At 62.4% G+C, this 25,606-nt stretch carries 35 protein-coding genes and 1 pseudogene; 18 read left to right on the forward strand and 18 right to left on the reverse strand.

The genetic code is table 11. The features are described from left to right. Positions 1-49: 49 nt before the first annotated feature. From ABIB95_RS26360 to ABIB95_RS26395, 8 genes are all read left to right on the forward strand, one after another. Positions 50-991 carry a peptidoglycan-binding protein gene (locus tag ABIB95_RS26360; RefSeq protein ID WP_354243461.1) on the forward strand — a complete coding sequence of 314 codons (942 nt, stop codon included), beginning with the start codon at positions 50-52 and terminating at the stop codon, positions 989-991. Continuing rightward, complete coding sequence (locus tag ABIB95_RS26365; protein ID WP_354243464.1) at positions 991-1,227, forward strand: hypothetical protein; 237 nt, start codon at positions 991-993, stop codon at positions 1,225-1,227. Before ABIB95_RS26360 ends, ABIB95_RS26365 begins: the two co-directional genes overlap by 1 nt. Further along, positions 1,224-1,739, forward strand: a complete 516-nt coding sequence (locus ABIB95_RS26370) for a hypothetical protein (protein WP_354243467.1) — start codon at positions 1,224-1,226, stop codon at positions 1,737-1,739. The genes ABIB95_RS26365 and ABIB95_RS26370 overlap by 4 nt, the downstream gene beginning before the upstream one ends. A gap of 1 nt (position 1,740) precedes the next feature. After that, a complete protein-coding gene (locus ABIB95_RS26375; RefSeq protein WP_354243469.1) occupies positions 1,741-1,896 on the forward strand; it encodes a hypothetical protein in 156 nt (51 codons plus the stop codon). A gap of 120 nt (positions 1,897-2,016) precedes the next feature. Further along, on the forward strand, positions 2,017-2,331 hold the full coding sequence (locus tag ABIB95_RS26380) for a hypothetical protein (protein WP_354243471.1): 315 nt from the start codon (positions 2,017-2,019) through the stop codon (positions 2,329-2,331). A 39-nt stretch (positions 2,332-2,370) separates the two neighbouring features. Next, on the forward strand, positions 2,371-2,580 hold the full coding sequence (locus tag ABIB95_RS26385) for a hypothetical protein (RefSeq protein WP_354243473.1): 210 nt from the start codon (positions 2,371-2,373) through the stop codon (positions 2,578-2,580). Positions 2,581-2,608: 28 nt separating this feature from the next. Further along, positions 2,609-2,977 (forward strand): hypothetical protein, encoded by a 369-nt coding sequence (locus ABIB95_RS26390; protein WP_354243476.1) that lies wholly within the window; start codon positions 2,609-2,611, stop codon positions 2,975-2,977. A gap of 136 nt (positions 2,978-3,113) precedes the next feature. Next, entirely contained in the window at positions 3,114-4,427 is a 1,314-nt protein-coding gene (locus ABIB95_RS26395) for a hypothetical protein (protein WP_354243479.1), read from the forward strand. Here ABIB95_RS26395 and ABIB95_RS26400 read toward each other — a convergent pair. From ABIB95_RS26400 to ABIB95_RS26440, 9 genes are all read right to left on the reverse strand, one after another. After that, positions 4,414-4,632 carry a hypothetical protein gene (locus ABIB95_RS26400; protein ID WP_354243482.1) on the reverse strand — a complete coding sequence of 73 codons (219 nt, stop codon included), beginning with the start codon at positions 4,630-4,632 and terminating at the stop codon, positions 4,414-4,416. The two genes, ABIB95_RS26395 and ABIB95_RS26400, sit on opposite strands and share 14 nt — an antisense overlap. Continuing rightward, positions 4,629-4,826, reverse strand: a complete 198-nt coding sequence (locus tag ABIB95_RS26405) for a hypothetical protein (protein ID WP_354243484.1) — start codon at positions 4,824-4,826, stop codon at positions 4,629-4,631. The genes ABIB95_RS26400 and ABIB95_RS26405 overlap by 4 nt, the downstream gene beginning before the upstream one ends. Positions 4,827-4,836: 10 nt before the next feature. Further along, positions 4,837-5,028 carry a hypothetical protein gene (locus ABIB95_RS26410; RefSeq protein WP_354243486.1) on the reverse strand — a complete coding sequence of 64 codons (192 nt, stop codon included), beginning with the start codon at positions 5,026-5,028 and terminating at the stop codon, positions 4,837-4,839. Then, positions 5,025-5,312: a hypothetical protein gene (locus ABIB95_RS26415; protein WP_354243489.1), complete on the reverse strand. Its 288-nt coding sequence runs from the start codon at positions 5,310-5,312 to the stop codon at positions 5,025-5,027. The genes ABIB95_RS26410 and ABIB95_RS26415 overlap by 4 nt, the downstream gene beginning before the upstream one ends. A 254-nt stretch (positions 5,313-5,566) precedes the next feature. After that, complete coding sequence (locus tag ABIB95_RS26420; protein ID WP_354243492.1) at positions 5,567-5,803, reverse strand: hypothetical protein; 237 nt, start codon at positions 5,801-5,803, stop codon at positions 5,567-5,569. A 212-nt stretch (positions 5,804-6,015) separates the two neighbouring features. Next, positions 6,016-6,246 carry a hypothetical protein gene (locus ABIB95_RS26425; protein ID WP_354243495.1) on the reverse strand — a complete coding sequence of 77 codons (231 nt, stop codon included), beginning with the start codon at positions 6,244-6,246 and terminating at the stop codon, positions 6,016-6,018. 20 nt (positions 6,247-6,266) lie between these two features. Further along, positions 6,267-6,536 (reverse strand): hypothetical protein, encoded by a 270-nt coding sequence (locus ABIB95_RS26430; RefSeq protein ID WP_354243497.1) that lies wholly within the window; start codon positions 6,534-6,536, stop codon positions 6,267-6,269. Between the two features lie 2 nt (positions 6,537-6,538). Continuing rightward, positions 6,539-6,718, reverse strand: coding sequence for a hypothetical protein (locus tag ABIB95_RS26435; protein ID WP_354243500.1), 180 nt, complete (start codon positions 6,716-6,718; stop codon positions 6,539-6,541). Beyond that, the gene (locus ABIB95_RS26440) at positions 6,715-7,143 is read right to left on the reverse strand and encodes a hypothetical protein (protein ID WP_354243676.1); all 429 of its coding nucleotides are present in this window, start codon (positions 7,141-7,143) and stop codon (positions 6,715-6,717) included. The genes ABIB95_RS26435 and ABIB95_RS26440 overlap by 4 nt, the downstream gene beginning before the upstream one ends. Positions 7,144-7,503: 360 nt before the next feature. On the opposite strand from ABIB95_RS26440, the pseudogene ABIB95_RS26450 reads away from it, so the two are divergent. Continuing rightward, positions 7,504-7,836 (forward strand): annotated as a pseudogene (locus ABIB95_RS26450) (caspase family protein); the annotation flags it as partial. 44 nt (positions 7,837-7,880) lie between these two features. On the opposite strand, the gene ABIB95_RS26455 reads toward ABIB95_RS26450, so the two are convergent. Beyond that, a complete protein-coding gene (locus ABIB95_RS26455) occupies positions 7,881-8,165 on the reverse strand; it encodes a hypothetical protein (RefSeq protein WP_354243502.1) in 285 nt (94 codons plus the stop codon). A gap of 121 nt (positions 8,166-8,286) precedes the next feature. On the opposite strand from ABIB95_RS26455, the gene ABIB95_RS26460 reads away from it, so the two are divergent. Next, positions 8,287-9,546: an FAD-dependent oxidoreductase gene (locus ABIB95_RS26460; protein WP_354243505.1), complete on the forward strand. Its 1,260-nt coding sequence runs from the start codon at positions 8,287-8,289 to the stop codon at positions 9,544-9,546. Positions 9,547-9,725: 179 nt separating this feature from the next. Then, positions 9,726-10,493 (forward strand): outer membrane protein, encoded by a 768-nt coding sequence (locus ABIB95_RS26465; protein WP_071914298.1) that lies wholly within the window; start codon positions 9,726-9,728, stop codon positions 10,491-10,493. Between the two features lie 366 nt (positions 10,494-10,859). Here the strand turns inward: ABIB95_RS26465 and ABIB95_RS26470 are convergent, their stop codons facing one another. Together ABIB95_RS26470 and ABIB95_RS26475 are read right to left on the reverse strand one after the other, a co-directional pair. Further along, positions 10,860-11,630, reverse strand: a complete 771-nt coding sequence (locus ABIB95_RS26470) for an SDR family NAD(P)-dependent oxidoreductase (RefSeq protein WP_063983511.1) — start codon at positions 11,628-11,630, stop codon at positions 10,860-10,862. A 21-nt stretch (positions 11,631-11,651) separates the two neighbouring features. Beyond that, positions 11,652-11,837, reverse strand: a complete 186-nt coding sequence (locus ABIB95_RS26475; protein WP_007609848.1) for a hypothetical protein — start codon at positions 11,835-11,837, stop codon at positions 11,652-11,654. A gap of 139 nt (positions 11,838-11,976) precedes the next feature. On the opposite strand from ABIB95_RS26475, the gene ABIB95_RS26480 reads away from it, so the two are divergent. Then, complete coding sequence (locus ABIB95_RS26480; protein WP_354243507.1) at positions 11,977-12,627, forward strand: hypothetical protein; 651 nt, start codon at positions 11,977-11,979, stop codon at positions 12,625-12,627. A gap of 89 nt (positions 12,628-12,716) precedes the next feature. Here ABIB95_RS26480 and ABIB95_RS26485 read toward each other — a convergent pair whose 3' ends face one another. The 3 genes from ABIB95_RS26485 to parE all read right to left on the reverse strand — a co-directional run bounded on the left by ABIB95_RS26485 (position 12,717) and on the right by parE (position 17,075). Next, positions 12,717-13,541: an outer membrane protein gene (locus ABIB95_RS26485; RefSeq protein ID WP_063983510.1), complete on the reverse strand. Its 825-nt coding sequence runs from the start codon at positions 13,539-13,541 to the stop codon at positions 12,717-12,719. A gap of 278 nt (positions 13,542-13,819) precedes the next feature. Next, entirely contained in the window at positions 13,820-14,602 is a 783-nt protein-coding gene (locus tag ABIB95_RS26490) for an outer membrane protein (RefSeq protein ID WP_085401054.1), read from the reverse strand. A 427-nt stretch (positions 14,603-15,029) separates the two neighbouring features. After that, positions 15,030-17,075 (reverse strand): DNA topoisomerase IV subunit B, encoded by a 2,046-nt coding sequence (gene parE / locus ABIB95_RS26495; RefSeq protein WP_208071610.1) that lies wholly within the window; start codon positions 17,073-17,075, stop codon positions 15,030-15,032. 271 nt (positions 17,076-17,346) lie between these two features. On the opposite strand from parE, the gene ABIB95_RS26500 reads away from it, so the two are divergent. Beyond that, complete coding sequence (locus ABIB95_RS26500) at positions 17,347-17,877, forward strand: DedA family protein (protein ID WP_063983507.1); 531 nt, start codon at positions 17,347-17,349, stop codon at positions 17,875-17,877. Between the two features lie 40 nt (positions 17,878-17,917). On the opposite strand, the gene ABIB95_RS26505 is transcribed toward ABIB95_RS26500, so the two are convergent. Beyond that, positions 17,918-18,919, reverse strand: a complete 1,002-nt coding sequence (locus tag ABIB95_RS26505; protein ID WP_028153053.1) for an MBL fold metallo-hydrolase — start codon at positions 18,917-18,919, stop codon at positions 17,918-17,920. 389 nt (positions 18,920-19,308) lie between these two features. Here ABIB95_RS26505 and ABIB95_RS26510 point away from each other — a divergent pair, with 389 nt between their 5' ends. The 4 genes from ABIB95_RS26510 to ABIB95_RS26525 all read left to right on the forward strand — a co-directional run bounded on the left by ABIB95_RS26510 (position 19,309) and on the right by ABIB95_RS26525 (position 22,705). Continuing rightward, entirely contained in the window at positions 19,309-19,977 is a 669-nt protein-coding gene (locus ABIB95_RS26510) for an FMN-binding negative transcriptional regulator (protein ID WP_208086635.1), read from the forward strand. Further along, the gene (gene argC / locus ABIB95_RS26515) at positions 19,974-20,960 is read left to right on the forward strand and encodes an N-acetyl-gamma-glutamyl-phosphate reductase (protein WP_354243512.1); all 987 of its coding nucleotides are present in this window, start codon (positions 19,974-19,976) and stop codon (positions 20,958-20,960) included. The genes ABIB95_RS26510 and argC (ABIB95_RS26515) overlap by 4 nt, the downstream gene beginning before the upstream one ends. A 96-nt stretch (positions 20,961-21,056) precedes the next feature. Next, a complete protein-coding gene (argC, locus tag ABIB95_RS26520) occupies positions 21,057-22,103 on the forward strand; it encodes an N-acetyl-gamma-glutamyl-phosphate reductase (RefSeq protein ID WP_063983503.1) in 1,047 nt (348 codons plus the stop codon). A 14-nt stretch (positions 22,104-22,117) separates the two neighbouring features. Then, positions 22,118-22,705 carry a class I SAM-dependent methyltransferase gene (locus ABIB95_RS26525; RefSeq protein WP_354243515.1) on the forward strand — a complete coding sequence of 196 codons (588 nt, stop codon included), beginning with the start codon at positions 22,118-22,120 and terminating at the stop codon, positions 22,703-22,705. 19 nt (positions 22,706-22,724) lie between these two features. On the opposite strand, the gene ABIB95_RS26530 is transcribed toward ABIB95_RS26525, so the two are convergent. Both ABIB95_RS26530 and ABIB95_RS26535 read right to left on the reverse strand, forming a co-directional pair. After that, complete coding sequence (locus tag ABIB95_RS26530; protein ID WP_071914281.1) at positions 22,725-23,123, reverse strand: MAPEG family protein; 399 nt, start codon at positions 23,121-23,123, stop codon at positions 22,725-22,727. An 82-nt stretch (positions 23,124-23,205) separates the two neighbouring features. Further along, the gene (locus ABIB95_RS26535; RefSeq protein ID WP_354243518.1) at positions 23,206-25,011 is read right to left on the reverse strand and encodes a PHA/PHB synthase family protein; all 1,806 of its coding nucleotides are present in this window, start codon (positions 25,009-25,011) and stop codon (positions 23,206-23,208) included. Between the two features lie 253 nt (positions 25,012-25,264). Here ABIB95_RS26535 and ABIB95_RS26540 point away from each other — a divergent pair, with 253 nt between their 5' ends. Beyond that, positions 25,265-25,540 carry a hypothetical protein gene (locus tag ABIB95_RS26540; protein WP_063983499.1) on the forward strand — a complete coding sequence of 92 codons (276 nt, stop codon included), beginning with the start codon at positions 25,265-25,267 and terminating at the stop codon, positions 25,538-25,540. Positions 25,541-25,606: the final 66 nt, after the last annotated feature.

Below are 25,606 nucleotides of genomic sequence, written 5' to 3' on the forward strand. Positions count from 1 at the left end.
ATTGAGCAACCCAAGCCGCCTTTCGGGCGGCTTTTTCTATGGAAATCCAATGGTAGACCTCAACGCTCTCACACGGGCGAACGCCGATCGCTGGGCGAAAGCCAAACTGACCCGCGAAGCTGAGTTCACGAAACCCGCGAGGGTGGCTGTAGCGAACAAGGGCCGCTATCTCGCCATCGCCCGTTCCGCCGGCATGCCTGACATCGCGTGGGTCTTCATCGCGGTCAGCCACTATCGGGAGTCCTCACAGGACTTTAGTCGAAGCCTTGCGCAGGGCGATCCGTGGAACCGGGTCTCGACGCACATTCCGGCTGGCAGGGGACCGTTCCAGTCGTTCGAGGACGCCGCTGTAGACGCTCTGGTCAAGTGCTCGCCCTACGCAGCCCGGCTGAAGGACTGGAGCATTGGCGGTATGCTCACGAACCTGGAGCGGTTCAACGGCGTCGGCTATGCCAACAAGGGCGTGCCATCGGCCTACGTCTGGAGCGGGACCGATCAATACAAATCGGGAAAATACGTCGCGGACGGCGTCTATGACCCGAACAAGGTAGATGCTCAACTCGGCGTCGCCGGCCTGATCATGGTCATGATGGAGCTCGACCCGTCGATCAAGTTCGATGGCCCGGCGCCGCAGATCCAGCCCCGGCCGATCGAACCCGCCAAGGAGCCCGTGCGGGACGGCATGTGGCTTCAGAACAGCCTCAACCGGCTGGGAGCGAGCCCGAAGCTGGCTCTCGATGGCATCGTGGGGCCATCCACGAGGAATGCCGTCCGCGCGTTCCAGCTAGCGGCTGGCATCGGTGTGGATGGTTTGGTCGGGCCGGAGACGTTCGCCGCGCTCGACAAGGCGCTTGCAGCCGGCAAGCCGGTTCCGACCATGCCTGTCCCGCCTGATATCGTCCTGCCGCCTCCCGGCACGCAGGCACATGCAGACCTCGCTCCGACCTTCTGGGGCAGGGTCTTGGATCTCTTCAAACCAAAGGTGCATTGATGCTCAACGACTGGGGCAGGGTGGTAGTTTCGGCGGTTGTCGTCGTCGGATTTATTGGCGTCACCGTTCTTTATATGACGCGCAAGCTTGATGGCGCGGCCGTGCCGGAAATTCTCTCCATCCTTCTGGGCGCTCTTGCCACCAATTTTACGGCGGTCGTTGGTTACTGGATTGGGTCGTCGTCCGGTTCGGCGTCTAAAGATCAAGCGATCCAGAATTTGGCGAACAAGTCATGATCGCTTTTCTCGCCGCTCTCCCGGCCATCCTTGGCGCGCTCGCTGGCATGGTCCCTGCGATTATCCAATGGCTCACGTTGAAAGAGACCAATGCTCACCAGCTCGCAATGGCCCAAGAGCAGCGCCAGGCTCAGAAGGAAGGCGTGGCTCTACAGGTCGATCTCGCTAACGCTCAGGCTGATATTCGACAGGCAGACGCTATTTACAATTTTGGTAACGGCGCTTCTGGCAACAAGTTTGTGGATGCGCTGGCCGTGTTCGTTCGGCCCTACATTACCCTTGTTTTCTTCCATCTGTGGCTCACGCTAGAAGTATGCCTGTTCATCTATGGAGTGAACAGCGGCTATGACCTCGGGCAGCTCGTCAAGCTGCTTTGGCCCGCCGAAACACAGGCCATGTTCGGCGCGATCATCGGCTTCTGGTTCGGCGACCGGATGATGCTCCGAGGGAAGCAGCAAATGGCGGCCACGCTGGCCGTCACTCAGCCCACGATCACAACGAAAGGAACTTGAGATGGTTTGGTTTGCAGGCATTCCCGGCTTCGTTGCCGGCGGGGCGCTCATCTGGTTCGGACGCGAGAAAATCCAGGCGCTCGTCATCGACGCCAACACACTTTCGCGGAACTTGCACGCGAAGGCGGATGCTATCGCGGCGGCGTCCAAGAAATAAGTAAGCGGCCCGCTGAGACGGCGGCAACCGCCTCAACGAGCCTAACCCGCGCTGTGGCGGACACCATAGCACAGGCTGGGGCAATCCTAGCAATCGGCGGATTTCTAGGAGCTTAACGGAATGGGACTGACTTTCGAATGGACGGTGAAGCTTGGCGACATCCTCACGATGGGAGGGGCGATCATGGTGGCCGCCGCCTTCCTGTACAACAGAGGCGGCAAAGAGGCCGGCGATCAGATGACGCTTAATGCCCTCTCGAAAGAGTTCACTGAAATGAAGACCGAGTTCAAGGCGTTCAGTGACACGCTTCAGAAAATTGCCATCCAAGAGATGAAGATTGACCTCTTGATGAAGTGGTACGACGAACTTCGGCGCGGGGAGGGGTTCATACAGGAGCCACGCCGCGGCAATGTCGACGGCGAATATAAGCGCTAGCGGATGCCGCACGTAAAGCGATGCACCACAGCATTCCTCATGCTGATGGCTTCCGCAATCTTCGTTCTCATCGCCGTCATGATCCTGCTCACGACGCGCCCGGCATGGTCTTCCGAACAAATCCCATGCTGGAAGGCACGGGCCTTCATCGCCTACGCCGGCAGCTCCGCTGAGGCTGAAAAGCTGGCGGAAAAGAACGGTTACACCAAATCACAAATCGCCGAGGTCCGGCGTCGCTGCGGGCTCTAGCCCGATCCTTCACAACTGGAGACTACCAATGCTTCGTAAGTCGATTCTTGCGGCGGCCCTCTTTGCGCTGTTCGCAACCGCTGCCAATGCCGCTTCAAGATGCTGGATTTCGGAATTCGGCGTGCTAGCCGCTACAAACAGTGGAGGCGTGCCCGCGCAAATCGCTGCGTTGCCATCTCTCGTGGACCAATCGACTTTGGATCTTAGCGGCGGAACGGCACAAACCTCAGCGGCATTTGGCAGCCAGACTCGATTTATCAGGGTAGTTTGCGAGGTGCAAAGTGCCATAAAGGGAGGCGGCACCGCGACGACCTCGAGCATGCTCCTCCCGGCGCTCAGCCCGGAATATGTGGGCGTCCAACCGGGTGCAACCGTCTCTGTTATCGCGGCGCCCTGACATGAACCGTCGCGAACTGTTGACGGGGGCTGCTGCCCTAGCTGGCATCGGCCAAGCTCATGCTTTCGGGATCGGAAGGGAGGGCGCTCGCGGTGGTTTCGGCCGCTCTGGCGCTGTCCTTGGGGGAGCGAGCACCTTGCCGCCCTCCGGCTTCAACTGGCCGTTTGCAACATATCCCCTGAGCGTCCGCCAGACCGGCCCCTATGCCTTCACGACCAACTTTGTCCCTGAATCCTATGCCACTGCGGCACTCGCCGGCCCGACCTATTTCGTCAACGGCAGCACGGGCAGCGACGCGGCGAACGGAACGAGCCTCGGTACAGCCGTCAAGTCGATCTGGAAGGCAACGCAGCTCGGGAATGCCGCTGCTGTGCCGTTCAACGTCTCGGTCGCGGCGATTACTGGCGGCTATCCCCGAGAGAACGGCTTCACCAATACCAGCACGCCGGTCCCCAACACACAGCCGGCGGCCTATGTGGCTACCGGAGGCACGGTGGAATGCTGGATCGGATCTACGCTGACCTGGCCGGGGACGCCTGACGGGACCTTCACAAACTGCTATGTCGCCGCGCGCTCCAACGTCTCCCAGATCATCGACGTCAGCGCCACGGATGCGAATGGCGACTACCTCCGCATGGTCCAGGTCGCGGACGCAGCGACCTGCAACAGCACCCCGAATTCGTGGGCGCAGGTTACGACAAACATCTACGTGCATCGCACCAACAACGACGCGGTGACGAACGCCAACACTCGTGCGCTGCTGAAGGCCACCCCGAACTTCGTGCAGGATGGGACGTCGAAAGACGTCTATCTCAAGGGCTTCGCGTTCCAGGGTGGTACGGCTGCTGCCGTCGCTTGTACTGCCGCCGCCACCATGAACTTCATCGCGGTCAACTGCCGGGCTCAGTACGCCGGCGATTCCGCCACGAACGTCAACGGCTGGAAGCTCGACTACATGACCGGGCTGGCTGCGCTGGTCAACTGCATCGGCTCCCAGAACGAAGCGGACGGCTTCAACACGCACTGGACGCCCGGCGGAACGCCTGCGCTGTTCACCCTCACGATCAACTGCAAGGGCTACAACAACGGCCGGGACACCGTTCAATCGTGCAACGGCCTCACATCGCACGACAACGCGATCGGCATCGATGTGAACGGTGAGTACTATGGGAACTACGGGGCCAACGTGATCCCGATCAACGGCAACCAGATGTGGTGCCTCGGGACGTATGCCCATGACAGCCTCGGCGATGTTAGCCACGGCGGCGCGACCACCCCGACCGATTTCCAGACGCAGGCGACCGCCGTTATGTGGCTACAGAACTGCCGCTCGGCGGTCTCGGCCACATCTCTGCTCGCCTCGAACACCTCGACCATCAAGACGAGGAACTTCCTGCCTGGTGGTGGTCAGACGCCGGGGGCAGGGGGCGGGACAATTACGACGTTCTGAAGCGGCCCGGAGCGGTCTTTTCCCACGCATCGAAGGTGTGCTGGCTCATCATCTGCCAGCCCTGACACAGATCCTCGCCGCAATCGCATGTCACCGCGATCTCTGGTTCGCAGCCATCGACGCGATATCCGTCCTCGTTCTGATATTGCTGAAGACCAGATCGCCTGCAATATTGTGCGATGAATTTTTGCTTCGATATGCTCATTTGCTTTCCTTCCTCGCGAACTCCTGCGCCTGCTTCTTGGCGGTCTCCTGATCGACATGGCCTGAGATCGCGCGGCGACCGGCGTTATCGTCCCAATAGAAGTACACCGAATCCCGCCCGTCGCTGAACCGTACCTCGAAGCTTCCCGTGTCGGGGATACCCTTCGGGCTGTGCGGGACGATGCGGACGGTCATGGGGAATGTCTCAGGGAATGCGCAAGTGTGCGAACGTGGCGTCAACCGTCGTTCGGGCGTGAATCTCAGCCTGCTTGTAGTTCATCCCCTCAGCTAAGTGCAGCCGGACCAAAAGCTGCACGAGCTGGCCCCTGGTCACGGGGATGGTTTCGAGGTCTCTGACGGCCTCTCGCTCCCTCAGCATCTTATCAATATCCATCATTCCCTCACTTTCACTCCTTGCCCAACTGTGGGGCGGTCCCACCTCAATGCCTCGTAGCGCCGCTGCGCCGTGATTGCGGCCTGCTCCAGAGCGTGGGACGACCACATCGTCTTGTGCAGCAGCAGATAGTTGCCGTTGACGAACGTGAAGTAGCTTCCCGGCTGCAAGTCCACACGCTGGCATTCCGGTACGTCGAGAATGTGCATGACAAATCCGGTTAGGCCCTCGGGGCCGTATCGGCCATAAACCCAGCCGTCATCGACCTCATCAATCCAGCCGCTCATGGTGGGTTCTTCTCTCATCGGGACTCTTCGCTTAGGATCGCGCAAGCGCAAGAGCGGCCGGGAAGGCCATGACACACATCCCGATCCCCATTGCCACTACATACCAATCCCAAATGTTTCGGGGATACGGCTCAGTCAGCGCAAAGCCAATGTGTACAAGACCAACCCCTAAGCCCATGGCAGCGCTTAGCGCAACCAAGAAGCCGGATAACGAGTGCATCATAAATACTCCCTGCTCAACTGTGAAAGTGAGACTACGGCTTCCGTTCGCCGACAATCTGAAGCCCCTCGTTGAGGATCAGGGCGATGGCAAGGTTAGCGTTATCCTCGCCGATCTTTGGAGCCAGGATCAAGAAAGCGCGGGCTTTCCGGTCAACATAAGAGTTGCCGGCATCGTCCTTCAGGCCCTCAGGCGCCGGCCTCATTGATTGCGCCACGGCCGACGCGCTTAGTAGAGACGCAGCCATTAAGAACACTCCTATCTTTTTCATGTCATCCTCGTTGTCATAACAACTGATCGGTCAAAAGCTCGGGGCACAAATTGTAGATTGCCCCCCAGGCGTCAGCACCACCATCATGACGCATTGGGCGCGCTCCAAGGCCTTCACTCTGGCTTCTACGGTATCAAACTCTGACCGCACCTTACGTTCGTCAGCGGCGCAAAAAAGCGCAAGCATCGCAAAGAACAAAGCTAACCACTTTATCACGTCTCGCCTCCCAACTGACCATTCGTAAGCCGGGATCTGCCGAGCGGCGTGATCAGCCAGCGGCAATCTCCATTCGGCCACATGTCGTAAAGCTCGACATATTCAGCGTCGCGGAGTTGGTTCAGGGCAGTCTCGTCCGTCGCATCTTTGGGCGCGATGGTGACGGCCTCCGGGTAGGCCACTTGGACCGCCTTAAGCATCGTCAGGGCTACCGGGTGAAGCGACATTTTATCCTCCTGAAGGCAGACTACTGATCTGTGCCGGTGGTGATCGACCCGACGCAGGCTTCCTCCGGCCAGGTCTGCGGCGCGACCGGGCCGATCCCGAATAGCTGCAAGAGCCTGGATGCAGCCTTGCGCAGGGTCGGGTAGCTCATGGGCGGCGCAACGCCTTCTGGCGTCCAGTCGTGGACCATGAAGCCGCTGCCGTAATCCTCGACGATCCAGACGCGATTGGCGCCCTTGAACTTGTCGAAGGTGGCTTGCTTGATCGCCTCGATCTCTTCTTCGTGTGTCATGATCATTTGCCTTGCCTGACTGGGGGACCGAGCACCTCAACCCATCGCCCGCCGAACCATTGATGCAGATGGGCGCAACCAAGGTGCATGTCCCGAAATTCAAGAGCGCCGCGGTAGGTCCAGAACTCCCGCATCGGGGTCCAGTGATCCATCACGGTGACGCAGTATTGTTTGAGCTTCATCGGGAATCTCCCTGTCGAAGCGCGAGAGAGTGCCGCTCGGCCAGATAGCGCCGGACAGAGCTGTAATCCTCTCTTGTTGCGGGCCGGCCCGACTTGAGGCCCAACCTATATGCCCTGCCGGTAACGCCCGCCTCCGGTCTGCCAATTTCCTTCGCCATCTCGCGGAAGCTTAAGCCGCGCTTGACGCAATCGCGTATCTTGTCATCCTCCTCTTGAGTCCAGAATTTGATCTTCCTGGGCCCAGAGTAAAATCTTCCGGTTGCGATGTTGCCGATCGTGGTCTGGTTGGCCCCGAACATCTCTGCAATCTCTCGGTGGGTGTGAGTTTTGAGCAGTTCCCGGATCTCGTCGATCTGGGAGGGGTCAAACTGACCCTTTGCCCCGAACCTGCTTTTGGGGTGCGTCCCGTGGGCGGCGCAGTCCATTAGATTTTCGGAGGCCGTCTTCCAGGAGAGGTGCTTTGGATTAACACAGCCCAAGTGCCCATTGCCGCAGCTATGAGCTGCCTGATGCTCTGGGGTCGGTGGCTCGCCGTGCGCAAGTTGGCACATCATCCGATGGGCACGATAAGTCTTTCCGTTGAGACCTACGACGCCGCGTCCATTGGCATGTCGGAACAGGGGCCAGATCAGACACCATTCCTCATGAGGGTAAGATCGGTGGTCCAAGAGCCACCTATAGCCGAGGCCATCACCTCTATTAGCCACTTGCATCTCCTTGACCGTTCGCGACGGTCGTTTGCGGTTGAGATGACTGACTTGTCGTGACAGGCCAAGGGGTTAGGTCTCTTCCGCGACCAGCGCAAGATCCTCGACATGACAGCGACGAGCTGGCTGTCATTCCGCGAGTTCAATGGGCTGCTCGTCTACTACACGCACCTCGTGTCCTACCGCTGCGCCATCCGCGAGGTGCGCATCGGCATCGACACCGCCGTTCCGAACCAGGTGTTGAAGATGCCGGGCTGCGACATGCGCGATCCCAGCGCGATCAGTGCCGGCATGCCGCTCTACATGAAGCTTGCCCCGGCTACCCAGTTCGTCTCGGTGGAACTGACCTACCGCGATGGCAGCGTGTCGGAAATCAAGAGTTTTCGGGCCGCGAACCGCAGCAACAACTGAGCGGTCTGCCATTGTTGGGCGGCGAGCGCAGTTGGCGCGGGAAACTAGCCGCGACGCTTCCCGATGTAGCGCTTGATGGAGTCGATTGCTTCCATCAAGGGCGGCGCAAGCGAGAAGAACGTGCCCATGGCGATCGAGATGACCACATGGCGAAGCAGGACCTTCTCCTGTTCCTCGAACGGATAGCCGTTCTGGTCGATCCGTGCCGGCGCGAGTGTGCCCGCGTCCTGAGGATCCGGCTTCCGCGGCTTGCGCGGCGGCAGCATGATCACGACGAAAAGCACGTTGATCAGCAGCCAGATGCCAAGCACTATCAGTATGGTGCGCAACGCGGGATCATCCTGAAATCAATCGAAATTATCAGCAACGCTACTGGCCATTCGGCATTGCGGCAAACCAATTCCGGCTTGTTGCACCGCACAGAGTACTAAAGTTGTAAGCGAGCAGTTGATGACGGAATCTGATACCCCAGAGCACACCGTGCGTCACTCCGTGAGAGCCCGATGTTGCATCGTCGGCGGCGGGCCGGCCGGCATGATGCTCGGCTATCTCCTGGGACGCGCCGGCATCGACGTCGTGGTGCTGGAGAAGCATGGGGATTTCTTCCGCGACTTTCGCGGCGACACCGTGCATCCCTCGACGCTCCAGGTGATGGACGAACTCGGCCTGATCGATGGGTTCCTGAAGCTGCCGCACCAGCGCCTGCAGATGATGGACGGCCTGTTTGGCGGCACGCCCGTGCGGATCGCCGATCTCCGCCGGCTCCGCACCAAGTACCCGTTCATTGCCTTCATGCCGCAATGGGACTTCCTGAATTTCCTGCGTGAGGCCGGCCAGCGCTTCGCCTCGCTCAAGGTGATGATGAATACGGAAGCCGTCGATCTGATCCGTCGCGGCGAGACCATCGCCGGCGTGCGCGCGATGACACCGGATGGGCCGATCGACATCGAAGCCGATCTCACCATTGCCTGCGATGGCCGGCATTCGACGGTGCGCGAGCGTGCGGGGCTCCGCGTCGAGGAGATCGGCGCGCCGATGGACGTGCTGTGGTTCCGCGTCGGCCGCAAGGCGGACGAGACCGAGAACCTGTTCGCGCGCATCGAGCCCGGAAAGATGATGGTCACGTTCGACCGCGGCGACTATTGGCAGTGCGCCTATGTCATCGCGAAGGGACAATACGAGGCGGTGAAGGCGAGGGGATTGCAGGCGCTGCTCGACGACGTCGTGCGCATGGCGCCGATCCTTCGATCCGGCATGGCCGATGTGAAGGGCTTTGACGACGTCAAGCTGCTCACCGTCGCGATCAACCGCCTGGCGCGCTGGACGCGGCCGGGCCTGCTTCTCATCGGCGATGCCGCGCATGCGATGTCGCCGGTCGGCGGCGTCGGCGTCAATCTCGCCGTGCAGGATGCAGTTGCGACCGCCAATTTGCTGGCGGACAAGCTTCGGCACGGCTGCCCAACCGAGAATGAACTCGATGCCGTGCGCCGACGCCGCGAATTCCCGGTGAGGATGACGCAGCGCATGCAGGTGATCGTGCAGAACAACATCATCAGCGGCGCCCTGCAGGGCGGCGATCGGCCGCTGAAGGTGCCGCTGGTCGTGCGCCTGATCACTGCGCTGCCATGGCTCCAGGGTATTCCGGCGCGCCTGATTGCGCTCGGCGTGCGGCCCGAGCACGTGCAATCCAAGGCCGCGCCGGCGTCGTAGTGCAGGAGGTCGGTAGGGATAACGCGGCGTTAAATCGCGCGCCGCGCGTTGCGTGCGCGCAACAGCGCAAACGGATTCACGTCGCGCCGCTTGCCAATCCGGCGTCTTAACTTTCTTGATTCAAATTTGAGTAAGACCTGCGTGTGACCGTGCACCCATCAAAGGACACGGGGTGTACCATGCGTAACAAATTGATTGCCGCCTTCGCCTGCACGACCGCTCTGGTTTCGACCGGCGCCGCTTCAGCCGCCGATCTCGGTGCGCGCTACATGAAGGCGCCCGCCTATGCGGAGCCGCTGTTCAACTGGACCGGTTTCTATGTCGGCGGCCACATCGGTGGCGCATGGACCAACGAGCAGTTCATCAACAACGGGACCGGCGCGCCGTTCGGCGATCTCGTTCCGGGCCAGGGCTATCGCCAGCGTGGCGCCGGCATCATGGGCGGCGCCCAGATCGGCTACAACTGGCAGGCCAACAACTACGTGTTCGGCATGGAAGGCACGATCTCCGGCCTCGACAACAAGGGTACGGTCGTCAACACCGCCTTCGGCGCCGCTGACGACATCTTCACCTGGCGCGCCAACGTGCTCGCGACCGTCGTCGGCCGCGCCGGCTTCGCCGTGCAGAACAATTTGTTCTACATCAAGGGCGGCTATGCCGGCGTGAACAACCGTCTCAACGTCAGCGACACCGTTGCGCCCTCGACCGGCTCGGGCGGTCAGACCCACTGGGCCAACGGCTGGACCGTCGGCGCCGGCTGGGAATACGGCATCACCCGCAACTGGATCGTCGGCCTCGAGTACAATTACGCGGCCTTCGGCAGCCAGACCTATCAGCTCGGCGGCACCTCGGGTAACTACACCTTCGATGCCAAGCCGCGCGACATCCAGTGGGCCGTCGTGCGCGCGAGCTACAAGTTCGACGCACCGGTCATCGCGCGCTACTGAGCACGTCAACAAACGACCGAAGCTAAAAAAGTACTGCCAACAACTGAAAGCCCCGGCTCCGTCCGGGGCTTTTTTCTGCCGATTCGCGCGTCGTTGTCGCCACGGGCGGGACGGCGCAGCGGATGGTCATCTCCGGAAACTGACCGTGACGGTGCATAAGGGTGCAGTAGGTAAATAGCACTTGCCTATTTCTGCCCCACGGACTCAGCGACGTATCGTTCAGCCATGTCGTTGATGCGGTGCGCGTCGGCGTCAACTACCGCTTCGATCCCTCGGCCGTCGTCGCAAGGTACTGATCTCTCCGAACGTGAGAGCTTTCAAAGCCCCGGCATCTGCCGGGGCTTTTTCGTCGACCGCGGGGCAAGCTTACGCCATCACGGAGAATCCACCGTCGACGGGGATCGCAGTGCCCGTGACGAAGTTCGAGGCGGGCGAGGCGAGGAACACGGCGATGCCGGCGAAGTCGTCGATATCGCCCCAGCGTCCCGCGGGCGTTCGCGCCAGCACGCGCTCATGCAGTCCCGAGACCTGCTGCCGCGCGCCGCGGGTGAGGTCGGTGTCGATCCAGCCCGGCAGGATGGCGTTGACCTGGATGTTGTCGGGCGCCCACGCATTGGCGCACGCGCGCGTGTACTGCACGATGCCGCCCTTGCTTGCCGCATAGGCGGTGGCGAAGCTCGCGCCGAAGATCGACATCATCGAGCCGATATTGATCACCTTGCCGTTGCCCGACGCCTTCAGCGCCGGATAGGCCAGCTTCGAGCACACGAAAGCGCTGGTGAGGTTGGTGTCGATCACCTTGTTCCACTCGTCGAGCTCGAGCTCGTGCGGCGGCTTGCGGATGCTCATGCCGGCATTGTTGATGAGGATGTCGATCCGGCCGAGCTCCTTGACGACGCGGTCGATCATGGCCGCGACCGCCGCCTTGTCGGTGACGTCGGTGGTGACGGCAATCGCCTTCACGCCGCGCTCTCTGAGATCGGCAACGGCAGCGGCCGACTTGGTTTCGTTACGTGCGACCACGGCGATATCGGCGCCGGCATCGGCGAGTCCGTGGGCGAGGCCAAGACCGATGCCGCCATTGCCCCCTGTGACGATCGCGACTTTGCCGCGGAGATCGAACCGGTTGGATGTCATATTTGTATTCCCTGGTTTCTTCTATTGGTTGCTCTGCCAGATCAGGACCAGTCCGAAGCCGGCCATGGCTGCGCCATAGCCGGCCCATTGCAACTGGTTGACCATGAAGCTCGACCGCGGCCAGGCGACGGTGCCCGTTCCCTGTCCGATCCAGAGCAGCCCGACGGCAAGGGCAAACAGGCCTGCGATCAGCAGAAATCTGCGCATGCATTCCTCCCCGTTGGTTTGCTTCTGTCGTGGCCTACGGCATCAACGATCGCCGCTTGTCACGAAAACTTCCCGCCAGACTAGCCGTAGCTTCGGTTTGGATACAATGGCTGCGGATGCAGGGCCGCTGGGAGGATCCATGTCCGTGCGGAAGATGATCCTTGGTAGCACCCTTGGCATCGCGGCTGCGGCCGCACTGGTGGCGGCCTATGCCGTCATTCCACGGCGTGCGGATCTGCGGGCGTTCGATCCGGCCGAGATGGCGCGGCTCGAGACCGCGATGTGGCGCGACTATTACGACAGGCGCTATGCCGCGCTGTTCTATCATCTCTACGAATCGACGCGGACGCAGTTCGGCTTTTCGCCGCTAGGAAGCTTGCAGATCGCGCTCGGCGCCGCCGGGGCCGCCAGGACGTTCCAGCCGACGCGGTCACGACCGGAGGCCGATGCGGCCCTGCCAGCGCTCGTTGGATACTACCGGGATTTTGCATCGGCCGCGCCTGTGGCATTCGACGCGCACGAGGCCGCCCGTCTCGAGCTTGACTGGTGGCAGGCGCGGCGCGAGGCGGCGGACCCGCGCGACTATGGCCTCACCATCGCACGCGTGACGGCGCTGACCTACGGCAAGAGCGCGGACGATTCCGGCATCAGGCAGTTCGGCATCGCGCGGGCAGAGGCCATGGCGTTTCGCGATGCGCGGGGCGAGGCGATCGCCGAGGCCGACTGGGCGGGGATCGAGAGCCGGCTTGGAGAGGCGTACCGATCTCTGAAGGCGAGCGTCGGCCGCTGACAATCCGGCAACGAAAAAGCCCCGGACGATGCCGGGGCTTTGACGTCTAACCAGACTGGATCAGGACCTGTCTCAGGAGTTGGGGCGCTTCAGTTGAAGCGGTAGACCAGCGACGTGCTGATGGTCTGGACCCAGGGCTTGAAGGTAATTGCGGTGCCCGTCAGACCCACCGCCGGCGCGCCGAAATTATTGCCCGGAGCAAACGTCGTGGGCCGGGAAATGCGGTCATAGTACGCCGAACGGTATTCGGTTTTCATGAACCAGCCGGGCGCAGCAATTCCGAAAATGTCGAGGTTGTTCTCGACGCCACCGCCAACGAAAAAGCCATCGCGGTGGAAGGAGCCAGTGGTCGTCTGCGTCGCGGTACTGGCGCCCGGTCCCACACCCAGAAACGTCTGAGACGTGCCTGACCATTCCGAACCCGAGTAACCGGCGTTGACGTAAGACAGGACATTGGGCGCAACGAGATAGCCTAACCGCGCGCCGGCCGTGTAGCTGGTGCGAAGCTTTTGGCGGCCTTCCGTTTGCCAGAAGGCGGGGTCGGTCAGCGAGCCACTGATGTCTCCGAACTGTCCGTCAGCAAAGACGCCGGCCACCCAACGGCCGTTGAATTGCCAATCGTAACCGGCGCCGACGGTTCCAAACCAGCCGCTGCCGCCCAGGCGCGTATCGCGGGTTATCGCGGTGCCCGCCGGTCCGAAGGCACCGAACCCTCCAGCAACACCAGTGCTCTGGATGTTGCTGTCAGCGGACCACAGACCGCCGCCGCCGCCGCCGAAGATGTAGAAGCCGGTCCAGCTTTGGACGGGCGCGGGCGCCAGAGCCTTCACATAGGGGCGGGCCCCAAGGTCAGCCGCCGCGGCCGAACCGGTCATCGCCGCCAATGCCGTCAGAGCGAGCAAAAACTTCTTCATGATTAAATCCCAACCTTGGTCTGTTCGGCGCGCGCGCTGAACTTCGAGTCATCGGATGACCAAGCTATAGGCGGTTCCAGCCAAAAAGCTGTTGCCGGTCAGGTACATATGAATTGGGAACGCAGAGCTTGAGGCGACGCCTCCGGACTGGCACGACCCGCTGGGGCACCGCGCACCGGAGCTCTCGATGTATCGAGCCTTGAACTCCGCAAAACAGAAGCCGCAACGAAAAAGCCCCGGACAATGCCGGGGCTTTGACGTCTGAATTTCAGATCAGATCAGTACTTCGCGACGACCGGACCGGTCCAGTTGAAGCGGTAGACAAGCGAGGTCGAGATCGTCTGGTTCCAGCTGTTCGCGCGGATGCTGTTGCCGGTCGGGAGGTTGGTGCCGTCGATCAGTTCGTCCTGGGTCTTGGCGTTGTAGAAGGCCGAACGATATTCGGTCTTCATGAACCAGCCGGGCGAAGAGATGCCGAAGATGTTCAGGCTGTTCTCGACGCCGCCGCCGACGAACCAGCCATTGCGGTTGTAGCTGTTGAGGTGGGCACCAGCGGGAACGCCGGCCAGCGTCAGGAAGTTGGTCTGGCCGAAGTGAGCGCCGGAATAACCGCCGTTGACGTAGGAGAGAACGTTCGGAGCAACCAGATAGCCGAGGCGCACACCAGCGGCCCAGGAGTCTTCCAGCTTCTGCGAGCCGGTGATGCCGAAGAAGGGATCCTGAACCGTGCCACGGATGCTGCCGAACTGACCGTCAGCGAACACGCCGGCGACCCAAGTGCTGTTGAACTGCCAGTCGTAGCCGAGACCGACGGTGCCGAACCAGCCCGAGCCACCCTGGCGCTGGCCGATCGTCAGCGGAACCGCGCCGACCGTGGTCTGGACGGACTGATCGGAGTTCGAGAGGCCACCACCACCACCGCCGAAGATGTAGAAGCCGGTCCAGTTGGCGACGGGCGCCGGAAGCGGGGCCTTCACGTAGGGACGGGCAGCCAGATCGGCCGCCGACGCCGAGCCGGTCATCGCGGCAACCGCGGTGAGTGCGAGCAAAATCTTCTTCATCTTAAAATCCCCAAGCTTTGGTCTGTCCGGCAGGCGCGAGCGCACTGAAGTCCGAGTGATCTGATGCCCGGACTATAGCCGCTTTCCACCGAAATGCTGTTGCCGGACAGGCACAGTCGCCGGGAAACGCCGCTCGGCGAGGATTCCGGGCGTGATCGCCGAAATCAAAAATAGCTCTATTATTACAATATGTTGCGTCATTTTCCGAAGATCGAATTCCGGTAACTTCTCGTTAGCAAATCCGGCTCTGTCCGAAATGGTAGCAATCCTGCCTCAGCCTTGGCGCCGGTGAGTCGTTGGCCGAGTCGTTCCGCCCCAAGATGAGTCGGGTAGCGGACGCGGTCTGGTCGGGCGCCTCCGCGAGCAGCCGCAAACAAAAAAGCCCCGGCCGAGGCCGGGACTTTGTGCGTGACGTCGGAAGACTGCCTCAGACGTCGAGCAGCTCCTCGCTCGCAAACTCCGCCTTGTCCGAGATGAACGCGAAGCGCGCCTCGGCCTTGGTGCCCATCAGGCGCTCCACCGAATCCGCCGTGGTGTCGCGGTCGTCGGCGAGCAGCACCACCTTGAGCAGCGTCCGCTTGCGCGGATCCATGGTGGTTTCCTTGAGCTGCGCCGGCATCATCTCACCGAGACCTTTGAAGCGGTTCACCTCGACCTTGGCGTTGGCGTTGAACTCGCTCTTGAGCAGCGTCTCCTTGTGCTTGTCGTCGCGTGCGTAGACGGACTTCGAGCCATGGGTCAGCTTGTAGAGCGGCGGCACCGCGAGGAAGAGGTGGCCCTCGTCGATCAGCCGCGGCATCTGCCGGTAGAAGAAGGTGATCAGGAGCGAGGCGATGTGGGCGCCGTCGACGTCGGCGTCGGTCATGATGATGATGCGCTGATAGCGCAGATCCTCTTCGCGATATTGCAAAAGCTGGCCGCAGCCGATCGCCTGCACGAGGTCGGAGAGCTGCGCGTTCGCCGTCAGCTTGTCCTTGCCGGCCGAGGCGACGTTGAGGATCTTGCCGCGCAGCGGCAGCACCGCTTGCGTCTTGCGATCACGGGCCTGCTTGGCGCTGCCGCCTGCCGAGTCACCCTCGACGATGAAGAGCTCGGAGCCGTCGGTGCCGGCATCGGTGCAGTCGGCGAGCTTGCCGGGCAGGCGAAGCTTCTTGCCGGCGGTCTTGCGTGCCGTTTCCTTTTCCTGGCGACGGCGCAGCCGCTCCTCGGCGCGATCGATCACGAAGTCGAGCAGCCTGTTGGCCATGTTCGGATTGCCCGACAGCCAGTGGTCGAACGGATCCTTCATCGCCTGTTCGACGATGCGCTGCGCTTCGGCGGTGGCGAGGCGATCCTTGGTCTGGCCCTGGAATTCAGGCTCGCGCACGAACACCGAGAGCATCACGGCCGCGCCCACCATCACGTCTTCCGACGTAATGGATGACGCGCGCTTGCCCTGGCCGACGCGCTCGGCGTGATCCTTCAGGCCGCGCAGGAGCGCGCTACGCAGGCCGGATTCGTGCGTGCCGCCATCGGGCGTCGGCACGGTGTTGGTGTACGAGGACAGGAAGCCGTCGGCATCCGCGGTCCAGGCGACAGCCCATTCGCAGGCGCCATGCGCGCCGTTGCGGCCCGATTTGCCGGAGAAGATGTCGGGATGCACCAGCGTGTCGGCGTGGATCGCTGCGGCGAGGTAATCCTTGAGGCCGCCGGGGAAGTGGAAGGTCGCTTCCGCCGGGACATCCTCGACGCCCTTCAAGAGCTCGGGTGCGCAATTCCAGCGGATCTCGACGCCGCCGAACAGATACGCCTTCGAGCGCGTCATCTTGAACAGGCGCTGCGGCTTGAATGCGGCCTTAGCGCCGAAGATGTCGGTGTCGGGCTTGAAGCGCACGCGGGTGCCGCGGCGGTTGTTGATCTTGCCGAGATCCTCGAGCTTGCCCTTCGGGTGCCCGCGCTCGAACGTCATGCGGTAGAGTTTCTGGCTGCGTGCGACCTCGACCTCGAGCAGCGAGGAGAGGGCGTTCACCACGGAGATGCCGACACCGTGCAGACCGCCGGAAGTCTCGTAGACCTTGGAGTCGAACTTGCCGCCCGAATGCAGCGTGCACATGATGACTTCGAGCGCAGACTTCTTCGGGAATTTGGGATGCGGATCGATCGGGATGCCGCGGCCGTTGTCGGTGACGGTCAGGAACCCATCGGCGCTGAGCTCGACTCCGATGAAGGTTGCGTGCCCGGCCAGAGCCTCGTCCATCGAGTTGTCGATGACTTCGGCGAAGAGGTGATGCAGCGCCTTCTCATCGGTGCCGCCGATATACATGCCGGGCCGGCGGCGCACCGGTTCCAGGCCTTCGAGCACCTCGATATCGGCCGCAGTGTAGTCGGCTTCGCCGCCGGTCCCGCGCGAGGCCGCCTTGGCGGGCGCGCGCGACTTCGGCTCATCGCCGCCGAAAAAATCGTCTTTTGCTTTTGGCTTCAACTGCTTGGACATATATTTTGATGCACTTTGATGGCCGCGATGGCGGCGAATCGGTTGGGCCGACTATGCCACGGCTGGCCTGCAAAGGTCACCGCAGGTCCGCCCGGCGGGTGTGGGTGGGAGCCAATCCCGGCGATTTTACGCCGCAGGCCCCACCAATTCCCGGCAATTTGACACCTGGGCCCGGCTCAGGCCCGGCTTTGTGACTTGATGTCACACAAGTCCTTGGCTTACCAGTCCTTTTATCTGACAGGACCGTGACGGGGCGGGAAGGCAATCTGGAATGGAGCAGTACGCGCACGCGCTGGCCGATTTCGTGCGCGCTCACCAGGCTTGGGCGGCCCCGATCGTGTTCCTGCTCGCCTTCGGGGAGTCGCTGGCCTTCATCTCGCTGCTGATCCCGGCCTGGGGGGCGCTGGTTGCGATCGGCGCGCTGATCGGGGCCAGCGGCATCAGCTTCTATCCGGTCTGGATCGCCGGCGGCATCGGTGCTGCGCTCGGCGACTGGGTCTCCTACTGGTTCGGCTATCGCTACAAGGAGCAGGTCGCCCAAATGTGGCCGCTCTCGCGTTACCCGGAACTGCTGCCCAGGGGCGAAGCCTTCGTGCGGAGCTGGGGCGTGCCCAGCATCTTCATCGGCCGCTTCTTCGGCCCCTTGCGCGCCTCGGTGCCGCTCGCAGCCGGCATTTTCGAGATGCCGTATTGGAGTTTTCAGGCCGCCAATTTCATCTCGGCGCTGGTCTGGTCCGCGGCGCTGTTGCTGTTCGGCGACGTGATCGCGAAGATCATGGAATGGATCTGGCGCGTGATCTGACCGGGCAGCTCGGCCGCCCGGTCAGCGCATACGGCAGAGCTTAAAGCGAGGCGTTCCAGATCGACGGAATCCAGCGATAGCCCGAACCATCCTTCTCCTTCTCGACGCGGACGAGACCTGGGAAGGCGGCATGGAAGGCCTGGATCGGCATCTTCTCGGCAATCGCCATGTCGTAGAGCTTGCGCCGCGTCTCTTGCGCCAGCGGCTTGTCGACGTCGGAGGCGATGTTCCATTCGGGGTGCTTCACGAACAGGAACGCTGCGCCTGCGGTGATGTCGACCTGCACAAGGACCTTTTCCGCTCCGGACGCGACGATGAAGGAGTTGTGTCCCGGCGTGTGGCCCGGGCTCGCCACCGAAGTGATGCCGGGCGCGACTTCCTTGCCGGACTCGTATTGCGTGACCTTGCGGCCGAGCGCATCGAACACGCGGCGGATATTCTTGAAGTTGCTTTCGAGGATCGGATTGCCGGTCCCCTTGCTCATCTCGCCGTCATCCATCCAGAACTTCCATTCCACTGCCGGAACCATGATCTCGGCGTTGGGGAAGGCCGGCTTGTTCTCGGCCGCGAGCAGGCCGTTGATGTGGTCGCCGTGGAAGTGCGAGATGATGACGGTGTCGACTGCTGCGCGGTCGATGCTGGCCGCCGCAAGGTTGTTGTGGAACTGGCCGACCTTGCCCTTGGTCTGCGTGAACTGGTCGGGCCCGAGACCGGTATCGATCACGACGAGCTTCGGCCCGGTGTTGACGACGACCGGATTGAAGGTGTGGGTGACCTTGTCGGTCGGCAGATGGTTCTCGGCGAAGATCTTGTTGATGTCGTCCTTGCTGGCGCCGGCCGCGTAATTGTCCGTCAGGTTGACGGTCGCGACGCCGTCGCAAACCACGGTGATCTGGTGGGTGCCGACATTGTAGCGGTAGAAGCTCGCATTCTGGGTCGCGGCCGGGGGCGCGGCGGCGCTCGCGGGCGAGGTCTTCACGAAGGGCAGGAGCGCCGAGGCGGCGGCGCCGGCTAGCGTTGCGCGACGGGTGATCTCGGTCATGGCGATGTCCTGGGGCTGGGTTGCGAACGAAAGGCGCGGACCGGCGGGGTTGTGGCGCCTTTCTTTCTCGGGAACCCCCAAGCTTAGGAGAAATTCCGCTGCGACCCGATGACACCCGTGCGGCATCCTGCCGTCACGGGGGCGGCAGCCGTCGCGCCCCATCGATTTGGACTTGACCCTGGAACCCTCTGGCCTTATAGCCGCGCGCCATGATCAACGCCGCGACCATCCTGTTCGCCCGTCGCCGCCGCCGCTCTTTAGCGGTTTGGGCGGTCGATCGCGTTTGAGATCATCGTCTTTGCCGCTGGATCCGATCCGCGGCATTCTCTCTCTCCTGTCAGCGCGATCTGATCCGGCGGCCCCCCGAGGAGGCCCAGCAGGAGACCACGATGTACACGCCACCCTTTTTCAAGCAGGACCGCGCCGCGAGCCTGAAATTCGCCGAGGAGCGCGGCTTCGGCACGATGTGCGCCTTCGACGGCCACAAGCCGGTCGCCTCGCCACTGCCGTTCTACCTGACTTACGCCGCTGACGGCACGCCGCAGGCCGCCTTTCATGTCGCCCGTCACAATCCGCTGCTAAAGCTGGCGGACGGCGCGACCTCCTGGCTGCTCGCGGTCAACGGCCCCGATGCCTATGTATCGCCCGACTGGTACGTCTCGCCGGATCAGGTGCCGACCTGGCTCTACCAGTCGGTGCATCTGAGCGGGCCGGTGCGCCTCTTGTCAGACGATCAGCTGGCGGTGCAGATCGACACGCTGAGCGACAAGTTCGAGAGCTGGCTGTTGCCGAAAGCGCCGTGGACATCGGCGAAGATGACGGCAGGCCGGCTGGAAGCGTTGAAGAAGGGGATCGTGGGTCTGGTCATGACGGTTGAAGAGGTCGAAGGCAGCTTCAAGCTCAACCAGCACAAATCGGACGCCGACTACACCGCGATCGCCAACGCGCTCGGTGCGCAACCCGAAGCCGACGCCAGAGAGATTGCACAATTGATGCAGGACGTGAGGCCGGAGGCCTTCGCGAACGAAACCAACATGCTCGAAAGGAGCGCGCCATGAGCCTCACCGAAACCACCAAGGCCCCGACCACCGGCGCGGCCAAGAAGCCCGCCACCGTCTTCGTCGACGGCGGCTCCGGCACCACCGGGCTCGGCATCAATGAGCGGCTGAAGCTCCAGAGCGACGTCACGGTGAAGACGATCGCCGACGACAAGCGCAAGGACCCCGCGGCCAAGAAGGCGCTGATGGAGGAGGTGGATCTCGTCATCCTCTGCCTGCCTGACGATGCCGCGAAGGAAACAGTGGCGCTGGTCGACAGCATGGGCGCTTCAGCGCCGAAGGTGCTGGACGCTTCCACCGCCTACCGGGTCGCGCCCGACTGGGCCTACGGCTTTCCGGAACTGACGCCGGACCAGGCCGGCAAGATCAAGGCCGCGAAGAAGGTCTCCAATCCCGGCTGCTATCCGACCGGTGCGATCGCGCTGCTGCGGCCAATCGTCGATGCCGGTCTGTTGCCGCCCGATTATCCCGTCACCGTCAACGCGGTGAGCGGCTATTCCGGCGGCGGCAAGTCGATGATCGCGAGCTTCGAAGACGGCAGCGCGCCGTCCTTCGAGCTCTACGGCCTCGGCTTCGAGCACAAGCATCTGCCGGAGATGCAGCTCTATTCGAAACTGACGCGGCGGCCGATCTTCATTCCCTCGGTCGCCAACTACCGGCAGGGCATGCTGGTCTCGGTGCCGCTCCAGCTCGACGCGCTGCCGGGCAAGCCCAGCGGTGCGGACCTTCAGGCCGCGCTGGCCAAGCGTTACGCCGGCTCGAAATATGTCTCGGTGATGCCGCTCCAGAACGAGGCGACCAAGGGCGGCAAGCTCGAGCCGGAGGCGCTCAACGAGACCAACACGCTCGAGCTCCACGTCTTCGCCAGCGACAAATATCACCAGGCGGTGCTGGTCGCGCGGCTCGACAATCTCGGCAAGGGCGCCTCAGGCGCAGCCGTGCAGAACATGCGGCTGATGTTGGGCCTTGCCGACAATAGCTGATCGAACGTTGCTCGGGAGGCCAGCCCGGTGGACGAAGCGACGCTGCGACTTTCGACCCCGGCAAGACGATCAAATGACGCCTGAAAGGTACGCGTGATGAGCTCGAAGAAGATCGGCATTCTCGGCGCCTCCGGTTACACCGGGGCCGATGCGGTGCGCCTGTTGGCCCGGCATCCGAATGCCGAGATCGTCGCGCTCACCGCCAACACCCATGCTGGCAAGTCGATGGGCGACGTGTTTCCGCATTTTTTCATGCTGGACCTGCCGAAACTCGTGGAATGGGAAAAGGTCGACTGGAGCAAGCTCGATGCGGTGTTCTGCGGACTGCCGCACGGCACCACGCAGGAAATCATCGCCGCGGTCCTCAAGGCAAATCCCAAAATCAAGGTCCTCGACATGTCCGCCGATTTCAGGCTGCGGGACAAGAGCACCTATGCGCAGTGGTACGGCCATGAGCACCGGGCGCTCGAACTGCAGGGCGAAGCGGTCTACGGTCTCACCGAATTCTATCGCGAGAAGATTACGTCGGCGCGGCTGGTCGCCTGTCCCGGCTGCTATCCCACGGCGGCGCTGCTCGCGCTGGTGCCGCTTGCGAAAGCCAAGCTGATCGACGTCGACGACATCGTCATCGACGCGAAATCGGGCGTCACCGGCGCCGGCCGCGGGCTGAAACAGAACACGTTGTTCAGCGAGGCGGGCGAGGGGCTGTCGCCCTATTCGGTCGGCACCCACCGGCACGCGCCCGAGATCGAGCAGGAGATCGGCGTCGCCGCCGGTTCCGCAGTGACGATCAACTTCACGCCGCATCTTATTCCGATGGCGCGCGGCGAACTCTGCACCTCCTACGTCAAGCTCAACGGCGCGACGCCGGACGATCTGCGAAGCGCGCTGGAGCAGGCTTATGCCAACGAGCCCTTCGTGCATGTCGCCAGGAAGGGCGTGCTGCCGCAGACCCAGAATGTGCGCGGCTCCAACTATGTGCAGATCGGCGTCGTCGCCGACCGCATCAAGAACCGGGCGATCGTGATTTCCACGCTCGACAATCTGGTGAAGGGTTCGGCCGGGCAGGCGATCCAGAACATGAACCTGATGTTCGGGCTGCCCGAGACGGCGGGGTTGGAGCAGATCGCGCTGTTTCCATGACACGAGGTACTGCGGTGGACGAAGCGACCTTGCAATTCTACCGGCAGAACGCCGAGGCCTATGCCGGCTGGGCGAAGGCCGCATCGACGCGGTTGCGGGGCTTTCTCGCCCTGCTGCCGCCGGGAGGCGCGATCCTCGAGCTCGGTTGCGGTGCCGGCAATCATTCCGCAGTGATGCTCGCCGAAGGTTTTCCAGTGCGTGCGACCGATGGCTCGCCCGAAATGGCCGAGATCGCCTCGCGCCGGCTTGGTCATCCCGTCGAGGCGATGCGGTTCGACCAGCTGGATGCGCACGAGGCCTATGACGGCGTCTGGGCGAGCGCCTGTCTGCTGCATGTGCCACGCGACGAACTCGCCGGCATCCTTGGAAAGATCCACCGTGCACTCAAGCCATCAGGCGTGTTCTACGCCAGCTACAAGATGGGTGAGGACGATGGCCGCGACAGCCTCGGGCGCTACTACAGCTACGTCTCGCGGGAGTGGCTCGATATGACTTACGCGAGCGCAGGTTCGTGGATCACGCTGTCGTCGGACACCAACGTGATCCAGAGTTTCGACGAGACGCCAGCCAACATGCTGAACCTCGTCGTACGCAGGGCCTGATCCCTAAGAGACCCGATTTCTAGAGCACCTTGAAGATTGCCAGCGCAAGCACGGCCTGGGCGAGGAAGCCGACGGTGAAGGCGAGAGTCCGGAACACCGGGATTCCGAGCGCATAGACGATCAGATGCGCGACACGCGACCAGAAATAGACCGCACAGGCGAGCACGGTCCATTTCGAGGAATAGTCGATCGCGTTCAGGATCAGCACCAGCGGCGCGAAGAGCACGAGGTTTTCGACGGCGTTGTCATGCGCGAACATCAGGCGGTTCGCCCACTCCGCCTGCGGCTTGTCGCCGCGCGAGGGATTGGCCAAGGCGCCACTGAGCCCCCGAACCTGGCAGCGGTTGATGGTGTAGGGAATCCAGAGGATCCCGGTCAGGATCACCGTCAGTGTCAGCCAGAACAATTCGCGCGTCATAACCCGGTCCCCTCTGTCGTCGCTGTGTTGAACGCGAGATTATACAAGCGCGCAGGATTGCGCCATGCGCAAAGAAATCCCGCTAGGCGCGAACCCTGACATAGCTGCCGGGCGCGTCCTCGATCGGGGGCAGGGCCTCGCTGCCGACCGCGCGCGCCGGGACTTCCTCGGGATCGAGCCCGCCCAGCCATTCGCGCCAGTCCGGCCACCACGAGCCCTTGTGCTCCACCGCGCCCTTCATCCACTCGGCGACGTTGACGTCCTTGACGTTGTCGTTGGTCCAGTACTGGTACTTGTTCGAGGCGGGCGGGTTGACCACGCCGGCGATGTGGCCCGAGCCGGACAGGACGTATTTCACCGGGCCGCCGAAGAACTGCGAGCCGTACAACACCGATTCGGCCGGCGCGATGTGGTCCTCGCGGGTGGCGAGGTTGTAGACCGGCACCTTGACCTTGGAGAGGTCGAGCAGCGTGTTGTCGAGCACCATGGTGCCGGTGGAGAGCCGGTTCTCCAGGTAGCAATTGCGCAGGTAATAGGAATGGTTCGACGCGGTCATGCGCGTCGCATCCGAATTCCAGTGCAAGAGGTCGAACGCGCTCGGCTGCTGGCCCTTCAGATAGTTGCTGACGACATAGGACCAGATCAGATCGTTGGAGCGCAGCATGTTGAAGGCCATCGCCATCTTCGAGCCTTCGAGCACGCCGGCCGCCTTCATGTCCTGCTCGAGGGCCGCGATCTGATCCTCGTCGACGAACACGAGGAGATCGCCGGCATGGGTGAAGTCGACCTGCGCCGCGAAGAACGTCGCCGACGCCACGCGCTGGCGGCGCTTCTCGGCGAGCCAGGCCAGCGTGGTCGCGAGCATGGTGCCGCCGACGCAATAGCCGGCGGTGTGCACCTTCAACTCGCCGGTGACCTTCTCGATCACGTCCATCGCCGTGAGCGGGCCTTCCTTCATGTAGTCTTCCCAGCTCTTGTTGCCGAGCCGCTTGTCGGGATTGACCCATGAGATCACGAACACGGTGATGCCCTGGTCGACGCACCACTTGATGTAGGATTTCTCCGGCTTGAGATCGAGGATGTAGAACTTGTTGATCCAGGGCGGCACGATCAGGAGCGGCGTGCGCAGCACGTTCTCCGTGGTCGGCGAATACTGGATCAGCTGCATCATCTCGTTCTGGTAGATCACCTTGCCCGGCGTCGTCGCCATGTTGACGCCGACGACGAGATTGTCCGGATTGGACTGGCGGATCTTCAGCATGCCCTTGCCGCCCGCGATGTCCTCGGCCAGCATCTTCAGGCCGCGTGCGAGATTTTCGCCGCTGCTCGCCACCGTCTCGCGCAGCACTTCCGGATTGGTCAGGACGAAGTTCGACGGCGAGATCGCATTGGTGACCTGCTGGACGTAGAACTCCGCCTTGCGGCGGGTCTGCGGATCGAGCTCGGCGTCGTGCACCAGCTCTTGCGCCCATTTGGCTGTGAGCAGATAGAGCTGCATCACGAAATCGAAGAACTGGTTCGACTTCCATTCCGGATCGGCAAAGCGCTTGTCGCGCGGCAAGGGCGCGATCGCGGGTGAAGCGTCCTGGCCAGCCATGCGGCGCGCCGCCGAGCCCCAGAGGTCGAGATAATCCTTGGCGAGCTTGGTCTGCAGATCGGACGCGCGGGATGTATCTGACATCCAGTATTGGGCGACCGACGTGAAGGCCTTGACCACTTCCGTAAGCTCGGCCGGCGGGCGATCCTGCACGTCGCCGCTCTCGCGTGGTTTCAGATACGCGGCGAGCGCCTTGCCGCCGCTCTCCATCGCCCGCGCGACATTCATCGCGAAGGCTTCCGCATCGAACTTCGTCTCGGGTTTGGGCGTGTCGGTCGTGGCGGTACTCATGAGCAGAACAGTAACGATTCATTCTGTATTCGTCACCGCGAAGCTCGCATGTTTGGCGTTAAACAAGCTCCAACATGTGCTGCACTGCGACAAAGCCCCTTGGTTTTGTCACAATCAGCGTGCACCTCTTCCGCAGTGGGCCTTGGAAGTATTCTCGCTCGTACCATTTGTGGGCAGCAATGGTTTGAGCTTGGGCAGGTTGTCGGGTTAAGCTCCGGCAGCCTTGCGTTGGGACGAGTAGGGGATTTCCCAAGTGTTGGCGTTGAGGGACCTGCAAAAGTCGCTGCCGATCTGTGGCGCGCTGCTGATGGCGGCGCTTGCCTTGGGCGGCTGCTCGAGTCAGCTGGCTGACTATACGCCCACCGACGCCCAGGCCCATCCCAGGGAGCCCGGCTCGTACCTACCGGTGCACGATCTGCCACCGGATCGTGATCAGGCAATCATCCCGCCGGACCAGCGCGCCAAGATCGAAGCCGAGCTGGCCGCCGCGCGCGACCGCCAATCGGTTGCCGCAAAAGACGCCAAGTAACGCGGCGTAATCGCTGGCGCCCCCGCCATGCCGTGCTAAAAGACCTCAGTTCAGCCAAGAGTCAGG

Source organism: Bradyrhizobium sp. LA2.1, from assembly GCF_040547725.1.
Taxonomy (GTDB): Bacteria; Pseudomonadota; Alphaproteobacteria; order Rhizobiales; family Xanthobacteraceae; genus Bradyrhizobium; species Bradyrhizobium barranii.

Excerpts from the sequence above, each read along its gene's own strand:
- ABIB95_RS26465 (WP_071914298.1), top strand. The coding sequence starts at position 9,726 with ATGCGTAACAAATTGATTGCCGCCTTCGCCTGCACGACCGCTCTGGTT.
- ABIB95_RS26485 (WP_063983510.1), bottom strand. The coding sequence starts at position 13,541 with ATGAAGAAGTTTTTGCTCGCTCTGACGGCATTGGCGGCGATGACCGGT.
- ABIB95_RS26505 (WP_028153053.1), bottom strand. The coding sequence starts at position 18,919 with ATGACCGAGATCACCCGTCGCGCAACGCTAGCCGGCGCCGCCGCCTCG.
- ABIB95_RS26370 (WP_354243467.1), top strand. The coding sequence starts at position 1,224 with ATGATCGCTTTTCTCGCCGCTCTCCCGGCCATCCTTGGCGCGCTCGCT.
- ABIB95_RS26490 (WP_085401054.1), bottom strand. The coding sequence starts at position 14,602 with ATGAAGAAGATTTTGCTCGCACTCACCGCGGTTGCCGCGATGACCGGC.
- ABIB95_RS26435 (WP_354243500.1), bottom strand. The coding sequence starts at position 6,718 with ATGAAGCTCAAACAATACTGCGTCACCGTGATGGATCACTGGACCCCG.
- parE (WP_208071610.1), bottom strand. The coding sequence starts at position 17,075 with ATGTCCAAGCAGTTGAAGCCAAAAGCAAAAGACGATTTTTTCGGCGGC.
- ABIB95_RS26360 (WP_354243461.1), top strand. The coding sequence starts at position 50 with ATGGTAGACCTCAACGCTCTCACACGGGCGAACGCCGATCGCTGGGCG.
- argC (WP_354243512.1), top strand. The coding sequence starts at position 19,974 with ATGAGCCTCACCGAAACCACCAAGGCCCCGACCACCGGCGCGGCCAAG.
- ABIB95_RS26510 (WP_208086635.1), top strand. The coding sequence starts at position 19,309 with ATGTACACGCCACCCTTTTTCAAGCAGGACCGCGCCGCGAGCCTGAAA.
- ABIB95_RS26385 (WP_354243473.1), top strand. The coding sequence starts at position 2,371 with ATGCTGATGGCTTCCGCAATCTTCGTTCTCATCGCCGTCATGATCCTG.
- ABIB95_RS26380 (WP_354243471.1), top strand. The coding sequence starts at position 2,017 with ATGGGACTGACTTTCGAATGGACGGTGAAGCTTGGCGACATCCTCACG.
- ABIB95_RS26425 (WP_354243495.1), bottom strand. The coding sequence starts at position 6,246 with ATGTCGCTTCACCCGGTAGCCCTGACGATGCTTAAGGCGGTCCAAGTG.
- ABIB95_RS26390 (WP_354243476.1), top strand. The coding sequence starts at position 2,609 with ATGCTTCGTAAGTCGATTCTTGCGGCGGCCCTCTTTGCGCTGTTCGCA.
- ABIB95_RS26365 (WP_354243464.1), top strand. The coding sequence starts at position 991 with ATGCTCAACGACTGGGGCAGGGTGGTAGTTTCGGCGGTTGTCGTCGTC.
- ABIB95_RS26430 (WP_354243497.1), bottom strand. The coding sequence starts at position 6,536 with ATGACACACGAAGAAGAGATCGAGGCGATCAAGCAAGCCACCTTCGAC.
- ABIB95_RS26470 (WP_063983511.1), bottom strand. The coding sequence starts at position 11,630 with ATGACATCCAACCGGTTCGATCTCCGCGGCAAAGTCGCGATCGTCACA.
- ABIB95_RS26405 (WP_354243484.1), bottom strand. The coding sequence starts at position 4,826 with ATGACCGTCCGCATCGTCCCGCACAGCCCGAAGGGTATCCCCGACACG.
- ABIB95_RS26420 (WP_354243492.1), bottom strand. The coding sequence starts at position 5,803 with ATGAAAAAGATAGGAGTGTTCTTAATGGCTGCGTCTCTACTAAGCGCG.
- ABIB95_RS26535 (WP_354243518.1), bottom strand. The coding sequence starts at position 25,011 with ATGAGTACCGCCACGACCGACACGCCCAAACCCGAGACGAAGTTCGAT.
- ABIB95_RS26375 (WP_354243469.1), top strand. The coding sequence starts at position 1,741 with ATGGTTTGGTTTGCAGGCATTCCCGGCTTCGTTGCCGGCGGGGCGCTC.
- ABIB95_RS26400 (WP_354243482.1), bottom strand. The coding sequence starts at position 4,632 with ATGAGCATATCGAAGCAAAAATTCATCGCACAATATTGCAGGCGATCT.
- ABIB95_RS26500 (WP_063983507.1), top strand. The coding sequence starts at position 17,347 with ATGGAGCAGTACGCGCACGCGCTGGCCGATTTCGTGCGCGCTCACCAG.
- ABIB95_RS26410 (WP_354243486.1), bottom strand. The coding sequence starts at position 5,028 with ATGATGGATATTGATAAGATGCTGAGGGAGCGAGAGGCCGTCAGAGAC.
- ABIB95_RS26475 (WP_007609848.1), bottom strand. The coding sequence starts at position 11,837 with ATGCGCAGATTTCTGCTGATCGCAGGCCTGTTTGCCCTTGCCGTCGGG.
- ABIB95_RS26480 (WP_354243507.1), top strand. The coding sequence starts at position 11,977 with ATGTCCGTGCGGAAGATGATCCTTGGTAGCACCCTTGGCATCGCGGCT.
- ABIB95_RS26530 (WP_071914281.1), bottom strand. The coding sequence starts at position 23,123 with ATGACGCGCGAATTGTTCTGGCTGACACTGACGGTGATCCTGACCGGG.
- argC (WP_063983503.1), top strand. The coding sequence starts at position 21,057 with ATGAGCTCGAAGAAGATCGGCATTCTCGGCGCCTCCGGTTACACCGGG.
- ABIB95_RS26460 (WP_354243505.1), top strand. The coding sequence starts at position 8,287 with ATGACGGAATCTGATACCCCAGAGCACACCGTGCGTCACTCCGTGAGA.
- ABIB95_RS26440 (WP_354243676.1), bottom strand. The coding sequence starts at position 7,143 with ATGGACTGCGCCGCCCACGGGACGCACCCCAAAAGCAGGTTCGGGGCA.
- ABIB95_RS26415 (WP_354243489.1), bottom strand. The coding sequence starts at position 5,312 with ATGAGCGGCTGGATTGATGAGGTCGATGACGGCTGGGTTTATGGCCGA.